At 48.1% G+C, this 13,611-nt stretch carries 13 protein-coding genes; 5 read left to right on the top strand and 8 right to left on the bottom strand.

The annotated features are described in order from the left end of the window. Positions 1–24 precede the first annotated feature (24 nt). Entirely contained in the window at positions 25–2,349 is a 2,325-nt protein-coding gene (locus MHM94_RS13505; RefSeq protein ID WP_235419461.1) for a Tex family protein, read from the top strand. A 160-nt stretch (positions 2,350–2,509) separates the two neighbouring features. On the opposite strand, the gene MHM94_RS13510 is transcribed toward MHM94_RS13505, so the two are convergent. The 3 genes from MHM94_RS13510 to bioH form a co-directional block, all read right to left on the bottom strand. Next, positions 2,510–3,313, bottom strand: coding sequence for a putative metalloprotease CJM1_0395 family protein (locus MHM94_RS13510; protein ID WP_235419460.1), 804 nt, complete (start codon positions 3,311–3,313; stop codon positions 2,510–2,512). 2 nt (positions 3,314–3,315) lie between these two features. Continuing rightward, the gene (locus MHM94_RS13515; protein WP_022943722.1) at positions 3,316–3,624 is read right to left on the bottom strand and encodes a hypothetical protein; all 309 of its coding nucleotides are present in this window, start codon (positions 3,622–3,624) and stop codon (positions 3,316–3,318) included. 96 nt (positions 3,625–3,720) lie between these two features. Then, positions 3,721–4,455: a pimeloyl-ACP methyl ester esterase BioH gene (gene bioH, locus MHM94_RS13520; RefSeq protein WP_235419459.1), complete on the bottom strand. Its 735-nt coding sequence runs from the start codon at positions 4,453–4,455 to the stop codon at positions 3,721–3,723. 95 nt (positions 4,456–4,550) lie between these two features. Between bioH and MHM94_RS13525 the strand changes: the two genes are divergently transcribed. Beyond that, positions 4,551–5,228, top strand: coding sequence for a ComF family protein (locus MHM94_RS13525; RefSeq protein WP_235419458.1), 678 nt, complete (start codon positions 4,551–4,553; stop codon positions 5,226–5,228). A gap of 29 nt (positions 5,229–5,257) precedes the next feature. Here the strand turns inward: MHM94_RS13525 and MHM94_RS13530 are convergent, their stop codons facing one another. Then, entirely contained in the window at positions 5,258–7,807 is a 2,550-nt protein-coding gene (locus MHM94_RS13530; protein WP_235419457.1) for a M14 metallopeptidase family protein, read from the bottom strand. Between the two features lie 150 nt (positions 7,808–7,957). Here MHM94_RS13530 and nfuA point away from each other — a divergent pair, with 150 nt between their 5' ends. Both nfuA and MHM94_RS13540 read left to right on the top strand, forming a co-directional pair. Then, entirely contained in the window at positions 7,958–8,533 is a 576-nt protein-coding gene (nfuA, locus tag MHM94_RS13535; protein WP_022943718.1) for a Fe-S biogenesis protein NfuA, read from the top strand. Further along, positions 8,511–8,807: a hypothetical protein gene (locus MHM94_RS13540; RefSeq protein WP_045979089.1), complete on the top strand. Its 297-nt coding sequence runs from the start codon at positions 8,511–8,513 to the stop codon at positions 8,805–8,807. Before nfuA ends, MHM94_RS13540 begins: the two co-directional genes overlap by 23 nt. On the opposite strand, the gene dinF is transcribed toward MHM94_RS13540, so the two are convergent. Further along, entirely contained in the window at positions 8,752–10,023 is a 1,272-nt protein-coding gene (gene dinF, locus MHM94_RS13545; RefSeq protein ID WP_235419456.1) for an MATE family efflux transporter DinF, read from the bottom strand. The genes MHM94_RS13540 and dinF overlap by 56 nt on opposite strands. Before the next feature lie 39 nt (positions 10,024–10,062). Between dinF and MHM94_RS13550 the strand changes: the two genes are divergently transcribed. Then, the gene (locus MHM94_RS13550; protein ID WP_235419455.1) at positions 10,063–11,106 is read left to right on the top strand and encodes a polysaccharide deacetylase family protein; all 1,044 of its coding nucleotides are present in this window, start codon (positions 10,063–10,065) and stop codon (positions 11,104–11,106) included. Here the strand turns inward: MHM94_RS13550 and MHM94_RS13555 are convergent. The 3 genes from MHM94_RS13555 to MHM94_RS13565 are packed head-to-tail and all read right to left on the bottom strand — an operon-like array spanning position 11,084 to position 13,559. Continuing rightward, entirely contained in the window at positions 11,084–12,115 is a 1,032-nt protein-coding gene (locus MHM94_RS13555; protein WP_235419454.1) for a chemotaxis response regulator protein-glutamate methylesterase, read from the bottom strand. The genes MHM94_RS13550 and MHM94_RS13555 overlap by 23 nt on opposite strands. Before the next feature lie 8 nt (positions 12,116–12,123). Continuing rightward, positions 12,124–12,741 carry a chemoreceptor glutamine deamidase CheD gene (cheD, locus tag MHM94_RS13560; RefSeq protein WP_022943714.1) on the bottom strand — a complete coding sequence of 206 codons (618 nt, stop codon included), beginning with the start codon at positions 12,739–12,741 and terminating at the stop codon, positions 12,124–12,126. Next, positions 12,738–13,559, bottom strand: coding sequence for a protein-glutamate O-methyltransferase CheR (locus MHM94_RS13565; RefSeq protein ID WP_022943713.1), 822 nt, complete (start codon positions 13,557–13,559; stop codon positions 12,738–12,740). The genes cheD and MHM94_RS13565 overlap by 4 nt, the downstream gene beginning before the upstream one ends. Positions 13,560–13,611 lie beyond the last annotated feature (52 nt).

The raw sequence follows: 13,611 nt of genomic DNA on the forward strand, positions 1-13,611 counted from the left end.
GGGCGACAAGTGTAAAGGTTTTCAATGGGCAATCTCACAACTTTGCTTGCGCAAGAGTTGCAAGCGCAAGAGCAACAGGTGATCGCAGCAACCAAGTTGCTTGATGAAGGGGCAACAGTACCGTTTATCGCGCGTTACCGAAAAGAAGTTACTGGTGGATTAGACGATACTCAATTACGCACCCTAGAGCAGCGATTAGGTTACCTGCGTGAGCTCGAGGAGCGCCGTCAATTCATTACTAAAACCATTGCAGAGCAAGATAAGCTCACTGGCGAACTGCAAGCTGACATCGCCGCAGCAACGACTAAAACAGAGCTTGAAGACCTCTACCTTCCCTACAAGCCCAAGCGCCGCACAAAAGGGCAAATTGCTATCGAAGCGGGTCTAGCGCCCTTGGCCGATGCCTTATTCGAGAACCCTGATCTTGACCCACAAAGCCAAGCTTCAGAATATGTCGATGCCGATAAAGGAATCGCAGATAATAAGGCAGCATTAGATGGTGCCCGCGCTATTCTGATGGAGCGCTTTGCCGAAGATGCCAAGCTGCTCGCCAAGTTACGTGCACATATTAAGCAACATGGTCATATTGAAAGTAAGGTCATTGCTGGCCAAGAGCAGTCAGGAACTAAATACCAAGATTACTTTGAACACAGTGAAGGTGTGGCGAGTGTTCCCTCTCATCGCGCTTTAGCCATGCTTCGTGCGCGCAACGAGGGCGTACTGGCACTGAGTATTAACCCAGACGCCGAGAGTGCTGATGGCAATGCTTTATGTGTGTCGATGATAGCCGAGCATTTCAATTTGCCGCTAGAAGGCAAAGCAGCCAGTACCTGGCTCGCACAAGTGGCGCAGTGGACATGGAAAGTGAAGCTATCACTGCATCTAGAGAATGAGTTTTTAGCGGCGATGCGTGAGCATGCAGAAACCGGTGCCATAGATGTGTTTGCCAAGAACCTAAAAGATTTATTAATGGCTGCGCCAGCAGGTGCAAAAGTCACTTTAGGCCTTGATCCTGGCTTGCGTACCGGGTGTAAAATGGCCGTTGTCGATAGCACCGGCAAAGTCTTAGCAACCGCCACCATCTTCCCACATGCTCCACAAAATCAATGGGATAAATCGCTACGTACGATTGAGCAACTGTGTCGTCAGCATAAAGTCGAGTTAATTGCTATTGGTAATGGCACCGCCAGCCGCGAGAGCGATAAACTCATCGCTGAACTGATCAAGGCACAACCGGAGCTCAAACTGAATAAAGTGATGGTCAGTGAAGCGGGCGCCTCGGTGTATTCTGCGTCTGAGTTTGCAGCTCAAGAGTTTCCGGATTTAGATGTCTCATTACGTGGCGCGGTTTCTATTGCCCGCCGCTTGCAAGACCCGCTAGCAGAGCTGGTAAAAATTGAACCAAAATCTATCGGTGTTGGCCAATACCAGCACGATGTATCACAAAGTCAGCTTGGGCAAACCCTGACTTCAGTTGTAGAAGACTGTGTAAATGCCGTGGGTGTTGACGTAAATACCGCATCTGCGCCCCTATTAACTAGAGTTTCCGGACTGAATAAAACCTTGGCGCAGAACATCGTTCAATACCGTGATCAGCATGGTGCCTTTGCAAGTCGCTCTGAGCTGAAAAAAGTAGAGCGCCTAGGTCCTAAAGCCTTTGAACAAAGTGCCGGATTCTTGCGTATTGTCGGTGGTAAAGATGCTCTGGACGCTTCAGCTGTGCACCCAGAAGCCTACCCTGTCGTAAAGGCCATTTGCGCAAAAACGGGTAAGCCCATTGATGCCCTGATAGCCAATGCAGAAGCATTGAAAGACGTCAATCCACAAGAATATATCGATGATAAGTTTGGCCTGCCTACGGTCACCGATATTATTGCAGAACTACACAAACCGGGCCGCGACCCACGCCCTGAGTTTAAGACTGCGGCCTTTAAAGCCGGTGTTGATACCATAGCCGATTTAAAGCCGGGCATGGTGCTTGAGGGAGTCGTTTCCAATGTCGCCAACTTTGGCGCCTTTGTTGATGTTGGCGTCCATCAAGATGGTTTAGTTCATATTTCTGCGTTAACCGACAAGTTTATTAGCGATCCACGCGAAGTGGTCAAAGCCGGTGATATTGTTAAAGTAAAAGTAATGGAAGTGGATGTGTCGCGTAAGCGCATCAGCTTCACCATGCGCTTAAACGATGAGCTACCGGCTGCTGGTGCGGCGAAAGCGGAGCGCAAACAAACGAGAAAGCCTCAAGGCGCTACAAACAAAGGTAAAGGCGCACCGCGCAAGCCTAAAGAAGCGAATAACGCCGCTATGGGTAATGCATTCGCTGAGGCCTTTGCCAAACTTAAGAAGTAAGCTTTTTTAAGATAGAAAACGCAGCAACCGCTGCGTTTTTTTTGCCCTCACTAACGCATCAGCAGTCGCTATGATGGTGCCGTTGCTTTTAAATAAATCATTTCAGGCAGAAATAGGAAATGTGTCGAGTATAGGGGTGACGAGTAAGGGGAAAGTAGCGCTAAACCTGCGCCATAAAAGCCGATTGCTTGCGCTCTTGCGGCGCACTGACTTGCTGATAAAAATCGGCAATACGCAGGGCTCTTGATTCAACCTCTTGGTCACGCTCAAAACGACGAGTAGGCTCATTGGTTGCGAATGCTGGCGGTGTTGGCGTTTCGTCCTCTTCAGAGATGTTGAGCTGTTGCCCAGCCAACTCAGCCTGAGCCCGGGCCAGCTTTTGCGTTGCTTCATTCGCTATGGCTCGATCAGCACCGGAGGGCTCTGCTGGCGCCAACGCCGCTGAGCGTACCTGCTGCATCTTCTCGATGGTTGCTTGTGGGTCGCCCGGTACTTCACCCACATCTATTTGTACTTCCCCACCCACCGCGTAATTTTTGCCATCTGGACCACGTTGATAGTCGTAGCTCGGTGAGCCGGCATATTGACCCCCTATCGATGCATGGGCTTGTTCGTGGGTTCGAACTTCACGGTCACGTTCTGCAAGCTCTTGGATTTGTTGCTGTTCCTGCTCGCGCTGCTGTTGCTGCTGCTCGCTAGATTGCTCCTCAGACCCCTCACTGTCGCGCTCGTTAATCGTTTTCTGCTGGGCAACTGTTTCTTTTTCGCTGCTTTGCGCGTCTTTACTCTGACCGGGATTACGTGCCTTGTCTGCGTCTGATGCAGCTTTATTATCGGTTGCGCTCTGTGCTGGCTGCTTAGGCTCGGGGATCACTTCGCGCAGCTGGTTGTCACGCCTTACACTCTCGGTGTAAACGTTTGCGGTATTAAAATTAATAGTTGGCGTTGGCGTGACTATGTTCATGTCTATGCACGAATATCAATAATTGTTCCTAACACTTCATCGGCAGTACGAATTGACTCAGTGTTAGCTTTAGCGTTGAACTCAGCTACTTTAAGATTCACCAGCTCCTCATCCACGCGCGGAGCCTGTGACACCGGAGCCGTTACCGCTTCATCAGCATTGGCACCTTGAAGTTGACGACCCTGTTGAGTTTGCTGTTGGTCTTGGCGCTCAATAGTGGCGCGATTAATGTTAGCGGTCGCTTGCTCAACATCTTGTTGAGCGCGATTAAAGCCTTCTACACCAGCATTAAAAATAGCTCCTACAGGCATAACTTTCCCACCTACATTACAATTACACTTATAGTTATTATTGCGCAAAAAGTAGACGAAATAAAGGTGTTTCGGCTATGTCTCGCTGGTTTTAGGTCAAAGCATTGATTTTAAAGTAGCTAAAAATTCATCTTTATGAGATATGAAAGGCGCATGAGAGGCCTTATCAAGCACGGCGATATCTAAATCGCTACGCAACGCCTGCATTTGTGCAATAGCTTTGTAGGGAACCAAGGCATCCAAACGACCAAAAATAGCACCCACTGGTTGCTTAATATGGGCAAACTCGTGGCGTAAGTCATGGTGTTGTAAAATATCCAGGCCTTGGCGCAATGCCTCAGCCTGAGGCGGTGGTGCTTGCTTAAGTAACGCTTTTAATTGCTTTGTATCGGCACGGGCGGTATCACTACCCATTGCTTGAATAGCCAAAAAGCGTTCGATGGTTTTTGCGCTGTTGTTCAGCAGTTGCGAGCTAAAATCTTCTAGAACCTGTGCTTTTATACCCGGCCAGTCGGCTTGTTGGGCAAAAAATGGAGTGGATGCCACAAGGATAACTTTGCTGACCTTATGCGGGTGAAAATAGGCAAGGTAAAGCGCCACCAACCCACCTAAAGACCACCCCACGATAACGCTGTTGTCCTGCAGTTGATCTGCAAGCACCGCACTCATAGTCGGTAAATCATAAGTGTGTAACTGCTGACTCTCACCATATCCTGGCAAGTCCAACGCACGTACCTCGCCATCAAATAAAAAGTTGAGTTCTGGGCGAATAAGCTCCCATACCTTATTATTCATTCCCCAACCGTGCAGTAACACCAATTGTTTTTGCATTTTCTAACGACCACACCCACTATTAAAACGGATCGCCTGGGCTAAGAGCCCAAGCACGCAATGTAGCAATAATAACGGGATTTAAAGGTTATGCAATGGACGCTCTATCACACCTGCGCAGTTGGCTATTTCCGCAGTACTGCAAGCTTTGTTCACAGTCTCTGCCGATAGGTGCACAGTTATGTCAACACTGTTGCGCGACATTTAGCACCTTCACTGAGCCCGACTTATTAGTTCGTGCCGATATTCAACGACTGTTTCCATTGCGCTATGTTGATCACTTAGTGGCTTTGCAGTGGTATCGGCCACCCGTGAGTACTTGGCTAAAGCAATACAAGTACGCCCATCAGCTGCACTACCAGGTCGCCGTGTCACAGCTTTTACAGCAGCATTTATATACTCTTAGCCGTGCTGATAATTGGCAATGGCCTGATAGTATCGTGCCTATCCCTTTAGCTCATCCCCGGCTTGTTTGGCGCGGCTTCAATCAATGTGTGCTGCTTTGGCAGCAGGCGGTGCCACAAGGTTTATTTGTCGCCAATGCTCTTGCCAGACCATTGAGCACAAAGCAACAAGCTAAGCTGGGAGCGCGTTCGCGACGCAAAAACTTAGCTAACGCCTTTACCGTTAGAATGCGTGTTCAGGGTATGCACATTGCCATCGTTGATGATGTCATGACCACAGGCGCTACCGTAGACAATGCTGCTCGTAAGTTAAAAGACGCTGGGGCAAAAGAGGTATCGGCCTGGGTTGTGTGCCTAACCGCAAAGTAAAAAGAGCCGGCTAAAGCCGGCTCTTTGGATTATTCACCGCGAGCGTGAATATGCTCACCGAAGAATAAGGCATTACTAAAGATACGGCTAGTGCCATACCAGAAACCTCGGAAAACCGGATTGTCTGTCATCGCGACCACCGTACCTTGCCCATATGAGTGCGCAACAATGGCTCCTGCATTAGCGATTTGCGTTACGTTATTATCATGGGTAAACCCAGCTAATAACGGCTTCTCGGTGTATTTCGCTACGTTAACAAATGGAGCACTGGATTGCTCAAGCAAAAAGGTGCTGTTTTTGAATACTGGCAGCTGCTTACGAGTTAACGAGTAGCTCAGCGGGTGCGTTAAATCGACTTCCGTATTAAAAATAGCCCCGGCGATACGCTGCTTACCGGCAAGCATATCTTGGTCACCATATTTGAGACCTTCGGTTGCGAATACTGCGGCCATATCTTTACGCGATACATAACTGGCTTTTAGTATTTGTTGGTCAACCAAGAACTTAGCTCCACCTTTTTGGCCCCAGATAACACCACCGCGTTTAACCCATTTTTGTAGTGCCACTTTTTGCGCTTTACTCATTGCCGAGTAGCGGCCATTGGCGAGCACGATGTGGGTGTAATTATCTAGATTCACACCACTTAGGTTGTCCAACTCAATAATGCTTGGCGTGATACCCACATGGCGATCTAAGTAATACCACAGCTCGCCCACCTCGTACTGGCTGGTTTGCTTACCGCCCACCAGCAAGACTTTTGGTAAGTGCACAGGAGCAAGCTGCCGCGAACCTAAATCAACGCCTTTACTGGTTAATCCTGAATCCAAGGCAACGATAGGTATAGCAAAGCGTTGTTGCGCCTCATTTAAAATATCTAGCCAATGTTCGTGTTGTTGTATGCCTGCTGGAATAACAATAGATCCCGCCGCAAACTCTTTTGTCGCGTTACCACTTTTTGCACTCAGTGGTGCTAAGGCAACGCGAGCGTTGACTCCCTCACGCAGCAAGTAGCTCAATAATTTAGGTGCATCATAGTCGAACCACTCAAAGGCATACGCGTAGTGTCTTGTTAGTTCTTGCGCTGATGGCTGCGCACCCTGTTGCCATGGCTGCTCTGCAAGCTCCAGCCCCCAAGTACTGCTTAATGGCGCAAACTCAAGGTTAAAGGCATGGGCAAGTGTCCAAGCAGATACGTCATAAAAGGTATTGTCGTTAAAACTTTGCTGCTCAGAGAAAATTGACTTAATCAGTCGGTATTGGCGTTGCGCCAGTGGCACAAAGTAGCTATTAGCCGCAGCAAACGTGTGCTTATCAACAGTGGTTTGTTCTTCGAGTGCATAAGCCTTAATTTGATGCTGCGCGAGTAACTCTAAGAAATAATCTAAACGGGTAGCATCCTTAGGTGCGCTCACCACATAACCTTTCAACTTGTCTTTATCTGCGAGCTTACCTACTTGTTGGTAAAAGTCCTGCTGATAATCAAGTAGCTGCTGACGGTTTTCAAGCACCGCGTCAAAAGTAGAGAAGCTAGTGAGGAGCTGGTTTTTTATGGTGAAAGCAAAGTCCATTTGACCATTAACAGTATCTTGAACATGGCCTCGGCTACTCGCCTGCTCAAAGAGAATACCGATGCTGCCATTCACATCTGGGTAAGTGGAACCTTTACCAACATAAAAATCATCAAATGCTTCTTCGGTAAAATATAAGCGCTCTTCACTATCAAGGATGCGAGCATGATGTTTCGCGATGGCTTTGGTTAGATCAACATTACCATTGGGTGTTAGCGGGTTTTTCCGTGATGGTATGCCTGGCTGAAAGAAATAAGTGCTGTTTGGCCCCATCTCATGAAAGTCGGTCAGCACATTGGGCTGCCACTTATGGAACTGAGCAATACGTGCCCGAGACTCAGGGTGTTGCAGTAGTAACCAGTCGCGATTTAAGTCAAACCAATAATGGTTAGTGCGACTGCTCGGCCAGTTTTCATCGTGTTCGCGTGTGTGAGGGTCGGCACTGGGTGTCATGGCTCGGTTTGAGTTTGCCCAGTTTGCAAAACGTGCCAAGCCATCTGGGTTCAGCGACGGGTCCAACAGCACCACAGTGTCATTGAGTAGCTTCTCAACACGCTGATCTTGTGCTGCGGCCAAGTAATACGCCACTAATAACGCCGCATTACTGCCTGAAGATTCATTACCATGAACACTATAACCCATGTAAACCACAGCTGGGTCATCGTTCGTGCTTGGCTCACCCTCTAAGCGCGCTAAGTGTTGTGCGCGAACTTGTTCGATATCGGCTAGGCGTTGTGGTGCAGCAAACGTTAACATCAGCAATGGTCGCTGCTCATGGGTGTAACCAATGGTTTCAATATTGACACGTTCGCTGGCATCGGCCAAAGCACGCATATAGTAAACCAGTTGATCGTGGCGTACATGCCATTCACCGACTTCATACCCGAGCACCGACTGAGGTGTAGGGACATTAGGATCGAACTGAATATCATTGTTAAAGTAGTAGTCGAGCGGCTTAGCACTCAGTGAAGATGCAAATAAAAGCACCACTAGAAAAAGTATTCGACGCATGGAATTTATTGCTGTTAGAGGACCATAGTCCTCACGCTACCACCCGATTAAAATTAAGCCAACTTTTTACGGTCAACACTGGCGACAACGCGATGAGCAGAGTATGATACGCAGTAACCGAGTAAAATAGTCAAGTATAGCGTTGTTACTATGATCACAATTTCAGAATCTGCTCAAAGCCACTTTGCCAAATTGCTTAGTGAGCAAGCCGAAGGCACCAACATCCGTGTATTTGTTGTCAATCCTGGCACATCACAAGCTGAGTGCGGGGTGTCTTACTGCCCTGCCGATGCCGTTGAGGAAGGTGACATTCGTCTGAACTTCAATGGCTTCGATGCTGTTGTCGACAGTGAGAGTGCACCCTTTTTGGAAGATGCCGAAATCGACTTTGTTACCGACCAAATGGGCACACAACTCACTCTCAAAGCACCTAATGCTAAAGCACGTAAGTTGTCTGACGATGCCTCATTAGAGGAGCGTGTAGAGCACATGTTGCAAACTGATGTGAACCCACAGCTTGCGAATCACGGCGGTCAAGTACAGCTAGTAGAAATTACCGCTGATGGCATTGCCATTTTACAATTCGGCGGCGGCTGTAATGGTTGTTCAATGATTGATGTGACCCTCAAAGAGGGTATCGAGAAGGAAATGGTCGCTAAATTTAGCGAAATCTCTGGCGTGCGTGATATCACCGAGCATAGCCGTGGCGAACACTCATACTACTAAGTTTAAACGCCTAGTATATAGCTTGGGCAGCGAGCCCAAGCTAAGCCTCAGGCGATTTTTTATCGGTTTAGGCTTATTTGCCATCGCCATGGGCCTGATTGCGGCAGGCTACTTTTATGTACCACTGTTACAAGTCCCTGGCCTTATTCTACTCGCCGTTGCCCTATTTTTTGCCTTTTGGGGCTATCTGGGAATTTTTGCTAATCGCTTTTCGCAGGTTATATCAGCAACTGATGTGACTTGGCCAGACGATGATAACGCAGCGCCAAAGTAATCCCGCGCAAGCCCATAAAGGCCGCCATCGCCGCCCACAGCGCGTGATTACCTAAACCTTGAGTCAGGGCAAAAACACCAAAGAAGCCCACAGCTGCTGAGAAGATCATGGTATTGCGCATATCCTTGGCCCGCATTAGCCCCACAAAAACACCATCGAATAGAAAACAGCCCATAGCGATAAGTGGCATGGCGATAAGCCAAGGTAAATAAGTAATCGCCATGGCGTTAACTGCGGGCACATCGGTCAGCAGACGAATAATTTGCCCACCACCGAGTAGGAAGATAAGTGCATATAGCAACGCAAAAACTAAGCCCCATTGCATACTGATACGCACCCACATACGCACACGTTGCTCATCTTTGGCCCCTTTAGCCTGCCCCACTTTGGCCTCCGCTGCATAAGCAATACCATCCATAGCAAAACTGATTAGCAGTAAGAAATTCATTAACACCGCGTTCGCCGCCAACACCACATCACCAAGACGCGCCCCGTAAAAAGTCATAAAGCTAAAGCACAGCTGCAGCATCAGCGAACGAAAGAAAATATCGCCATTGAGACGCAACAAGGCGCCTAACTGCAGTAGTTTAGGGGATAAATACCAGTGCCATTGTAATTGATGGCGTTTAAATAAACGGCTCACTAACCACAGTGCAAACACGAGAGCGCAGTAATCAGCCATCACGGATGCTAAGGCCGCACCTTTGACTCCCATTTCTAGGCCCAATACGAAGTAAAGATCGAGTGCTATATTGACCACATTGGTTAATAACACCAGCAGAAAAGGGCCACGACCATACTGTACACCGAGCATCCAACCCAACAACACCAAGTTACTCAGTGCTGCGGGGGCACTGTAAATACGAATATAAAAGTAATGATTGGCTTGCTCAATTGTTTGCGCCGAGGCATCGGAGAGTTGTGCCATTAACCAGGCTAAAGGATGCTGGCAAACAATAAGTAGTAGCGCCACCAGCAGCGCTAACATGATACTTTTCTGTAGCGAGGCCACAAGCTGGCGCTTGTTTTGTTCGCCATAGGCCGTGGCAATAAGCCCGGTGGTACTCATGCGCAAAAAGCCCGCCAGCCAAAACAACATGGAAATAACCGTTGCACCTAGGGCTATACCTGCTAAATAATGGGCACTCCCGAGGTGACCTATGACCGCCGTATCAACCAAGCCTAGTAATGGCACGGTGATATTCGATAGAATCATAGGCCCAGCAAGCATCAATAAGCTTTTATGGTGGGTATTATGTTTAAAAAAGTGTCCCATGTAGTAATTTTCTCTTTCTTTGCACTGGCGTGCGCATCGGCTCAAGCTGCCGTTATTCTACAGTATCATCACGTAAGTAAAACCTTGCCTAAGGTCACCAGTGTTGATGCCAGTACATTTCGTGCTCATATGCAGTACCTTAAAAAAAATGATTTTAAAGTCATTGCGTTAGACACTCTGATTGAAGGACTCAAACAGGGCGAAAACTATAATGATAAAACCGTGGCCATTACCTTTGATGATGGTTACGACAACAACATTGAGCAAGCAGCGCCTATTCTTAACGAGTTCGGCTACCCCTATACCATATTTGTTAACCCCAAACTTATTGATGAGCAGCGCAGCTATGTCATGACCTGGGAGCAGCTCAAGACACTCAGTCAGCAAGGTGCCCTTATCGCTAATCATAGCGCTCAGCATGACTATCTGCACCACCGCTTAGATGGCGAGAGTGACGCCCAATGGCAAGAGCGTATCCGCGCGGATTTACAGTATTCAGAAAAACGTATAGAGGAAGAGTTGGGTTACAGCTTAAAGTATTTAGCCTACCCTTATGGCGAATTTGACCGAGCCTTACAAAAACTGGTGCAAGACATGGGTTATGTTGGCATAGGACAACATTCAGGGGCCGTAGGCCCAGACAACGACTTTACGCGTTTACCACGTTTTCCCGCATCTGGTTTTTATGCAGACTTGGATACCCTGTCTACTAAACTGGCATCCCTGCCGTTTCATATCGATACCTTAACCTATGACGATACGGTCACGACAAAACGCCAACCTGAACTGACGATCTCGTTCAAAGAAAAAGGCTTTCATCAAAATCAATTCGCTTGCTATGTGTCTGGTCAAGGTCGGGCCGAACTCAACTGGCTCTCTGCTAAGCAGGTTAAAATCACCGCTAAACAAGAGTTGGGAGACGGGCGTGCCCGTTACAACTGCACTGCGCCTTCACAACAAGCGAGCGGGCGCTACTTTTGGTTTTCACAACCTTGGGTGATCACTTCTTCGCCTGCTCAATAAGCCATTGCGGAGATTTAGCTAAACTCAAGGTTACCTGTGCGGCCCCAAGGTCAATGGCGGCCTTGGGCATGCCCCAAACCACTGAACTTGCCTGATCCTGGGCCGCTGTTACTGCTCCTGCCTGTTTTAACTGTAACAGCCCCTTGGCACCATCAGCCCCCATGCCCGTTAGTAATAGTGCACAGGTGTGCTTAGCTAGTTGTTGCTCAACAATGGACGAAAACATCACATCCACCGCTGGACGATGACGATTAACCGGTTCGCTTGATGACAACCGACACTCCAGTTTACCGCCTTTACGCTGCACCATCAGGTGCTCGCCACCTGGCGCGATATAGATATTGCCCGCCTTAATGACTTGCTCATCACTTGCCTCATGCACCTGCATCGCACAAACATTATTCATACGTATGGCAAAAGACTGGCTGAATACCGGTGGTATGTGTTGGGTGATAACCACCGCAGGGAAGTTTTCAGGTAAGCGAGTAATCACTTCTTTAATAGCTTCGGTACCACCGGTAGATGCACCTATGGCTACGAGGTGGTTGAGTTTAAACTGTTGGTCTTTTTGAACGGTTACCGGCGCAAGTGTTTTGCTGGAGTGACGACGAATGTTGGCCTTAGCCGCAGTGCGCACTTTTTGCTGTACTGAACCTGCATAAGCTTGCATTTGGGCGCGAACATTATTGGTGGGCTTAGCAACAAAGTCTACAGCTCCCAACTCCAACGCTTCGAGTGTAATGGGTGCGCCCTGCTGGGTCAGTGTCGAAATCATCACCACCGGCATTGGTCGCAAGCGCATGAGGTTTTTTAAAAAGCTGATGCCATCCATTTTTGGCATTTCAATATCGAGAGTGAGCACATCAGGGTTGAGCTGTTTTATCATCTCCCTTGCCTGGTAGGGATCGCTGGCACAGCCCACCACCTCCATATCATGGGCGTCAGTAATAATTTCCTTTAATAGTGACTGGATTAGCGCTGAGTCATCGATAATTAATACACGGATCATGGTCACTCCTAAAACAGCTCAATATCGGTATTGCTGTCTGTCTGCTCAAGATCGCGAAGGTATTTCAGTTCTCGTTTCTGAATAGTGTCGTTGTGCATTGTGCGCAGCTTTTTCACCTTCACTGCGCCTGATTCTGGGTGAAAGAGCACTTTTCTCGGCCAAGGGCCACCTACATCATGTGCAACCAAGTTGAGCCCTTCCTCCTTTAGATATGCATTGGCAAAGCGGATATTGCCCATACCGACATCGGTCATAGAGCGAATAATCTTGCCGCCACCAAATAGTTTCACTTGTAGGTTCTTGCGCAATCCACCATTTTTAACAATTTCATTAATCAAAAATTCCATTGCCCAGTTCCCATAGCGGCAGTCGGTGCTATCGGGATCTATTTGCTCCAGCTGCAAAGAGCTGGGTAACATAAAATGATTCATACCACCGATCCCCATTACCGGGTCGTAGATACACGCAGCAATACATGATCCCAGTACCGTTGACACCAACTCATCTTGCTTGGTGACATAAAACTCACCGGGCAACACCTTAGCCATCACTTTATTGCGGCCTGAGTCCCAAAACCGTTTTATTTGCTCAAACCCGCGTAAGGTTGGCTTGAATGCTGGGTTCATGAACCTACCTTAGAATACATAGTACGACCTAGGTTATTGAACTGAGTTTGCTCTTTACCCATGGTTTCGGAGTGGCCTAAAAATAAGTGTCCTCCGGGTTTGAGCCGCTGTGCAAATAAATTGTAGAGGTGCTCTTTGGTCACTTTGTCGAAGTAAATCACTACATTTCGGCAAAAAATAACGTCGAATTGGCCCTTCATAGGCCAAGGCTCGAGTAAGTTTAAGCGCTTAAAAGTAATGTACTTCTGTAGTGCCTGCTTCACTTTCATTTGTTCGCCACTGCGGCTTTTTAAAAACCATGTTTTCAACAGTGGCTCCGGGATCCCTGTGACCTGTCGCTGGTTGTACACTCCCTGTTGTGCGCTGTGCAGCACATTGGAGTCTAAATCGGTCGCGAGAATCTTGATATCCCAGCCAACACGCGGACAAACTTTGGCAACCGACATCGCAATGGAGTATGGTTCCTCGCCTGTGGAACACCCTGCCGACCAGATACGAATTTTATGATCGCGAGTATTTTCTTTTAACGCTCGCGGGAGCAGCTCCTTTTCTAGGTAATCGAAGTGGTGCTTCTCACGGTAAAATGACGTTAGATTGGTGGTCAATGCGTTAATAAAGTGGCTCAGCTCCTGCTCGGGATGCTGCTCCAAAAACGCTAGGTATTGCTTGAATTTGGTAAACCCGTATTGGCGCAACCGTTTTGCCAGCCGCGAATACACCATTTCTCGTTTATGCGGTCCGAGCACGATGCCGCACGCTTGATAAACTTGCCCAGCAATACTTTTAAAGTCTTTATCTGTAAAAATAAACTCCGACATTGCTGGGCCTCCTCGCCAATACGCACTTTAGTTGGGCACATCATGTAGCCAC

This window comes from Pseudoalteromonas sp. CNAT2-18.1 (assembly GCF_022347865.1).
In the GTDB taxonomy this organism is placed as follows: Bacteria; Pseudomonadota; Gammaproteobacteria; order Enterobacterales; family Alteromonadaceae; genus Pseudoalteromonas; species Pseudoalteromonas ruthenica.

Bases quoted from the DNA above. Each gene is read 5' to 3' on its own strand.
- MHM94_RS13565 (WP_022943713.1), bottom strand. From the start codon at position 13,559: ATGTCGGAGTTTATTTTTACAGATAAAGACTTTAAAAGTATTGCTGGG.
- MHM94_RS13530 (WP_235419457.1), bottom strand. From the start codon at position 7,807: ATGCGTCGAATACTTTTTCTAGTGGTGCTTTTATTTGCATCTTCACTG.
- MHM94_RS13505 (WP_235419461.1), top strand. From the start codon at position 25: ATGGGCAATCTCACAACTTTGCTTGCGCAAGAGTTGCAAGCGCAAGAG.
- MHM94_RS13555 (WP_235419454.1), bottom strand. From the start codon at position 12,115: ATGATCCGTGTATTAATTATCGATGACTCAGCGCTAATCCAGTCACTA.
- MHM94_RS13510 (WP_235419460.1), bottom strand. From the start codon at position 3,313: ATGAACATAGTCACGCCAACGCCAACTATTAATTTTAATACCGCAAAC.
- MHM94_RS13525 (WP_235419458.1), top strand. From the start codon at position 4,551: ATGGACGCTCTATCACACCTGCGCAGTTGGCTATTTCCGCAGTACTGC.
- nfuA (WP_022943718.1), top strand. From the start codon at position 7,958: ATGATCACAATTTCAGAATCTGCTCAAAGCCACTTTGCCAAATTGCTT.
- MHM94_RS13550 (WP_235419455.1), top strand. From the start codon at position 10,063: ATGTTTAAAAAAGTGTCCCATGTAGTAATTTTCTCTTTCTTTGCACTG.
- dinF (WP_235419456.1), bottom strand. From the start codon at position 10,023: ATGATTCTATCGAATATCACCGTGCCATTACTAGGCTTGGTTGATACG.
- MHM94_RS13515 (WP_022943722.1), bottom strand. From the start codon at position 3,624: ATGCCTGTAGGAGCTATTTTTAATGCTGGTGTAGAAGGCTTTAATCGC.
- cheD (WP_022943714.1), bottom strand. From the start codon at position 12,741: ATGAACCCAGCATTCAAGCCAACCTTACGCGGGTTTGAGCAAATAAAA.
- bioH (WP_235419459.1), bottom strand. From the start codon at position 4,455: ATGCAAAAACAATTGGTGTTACTGCACGGTTGGGGAATGAATAATAAG.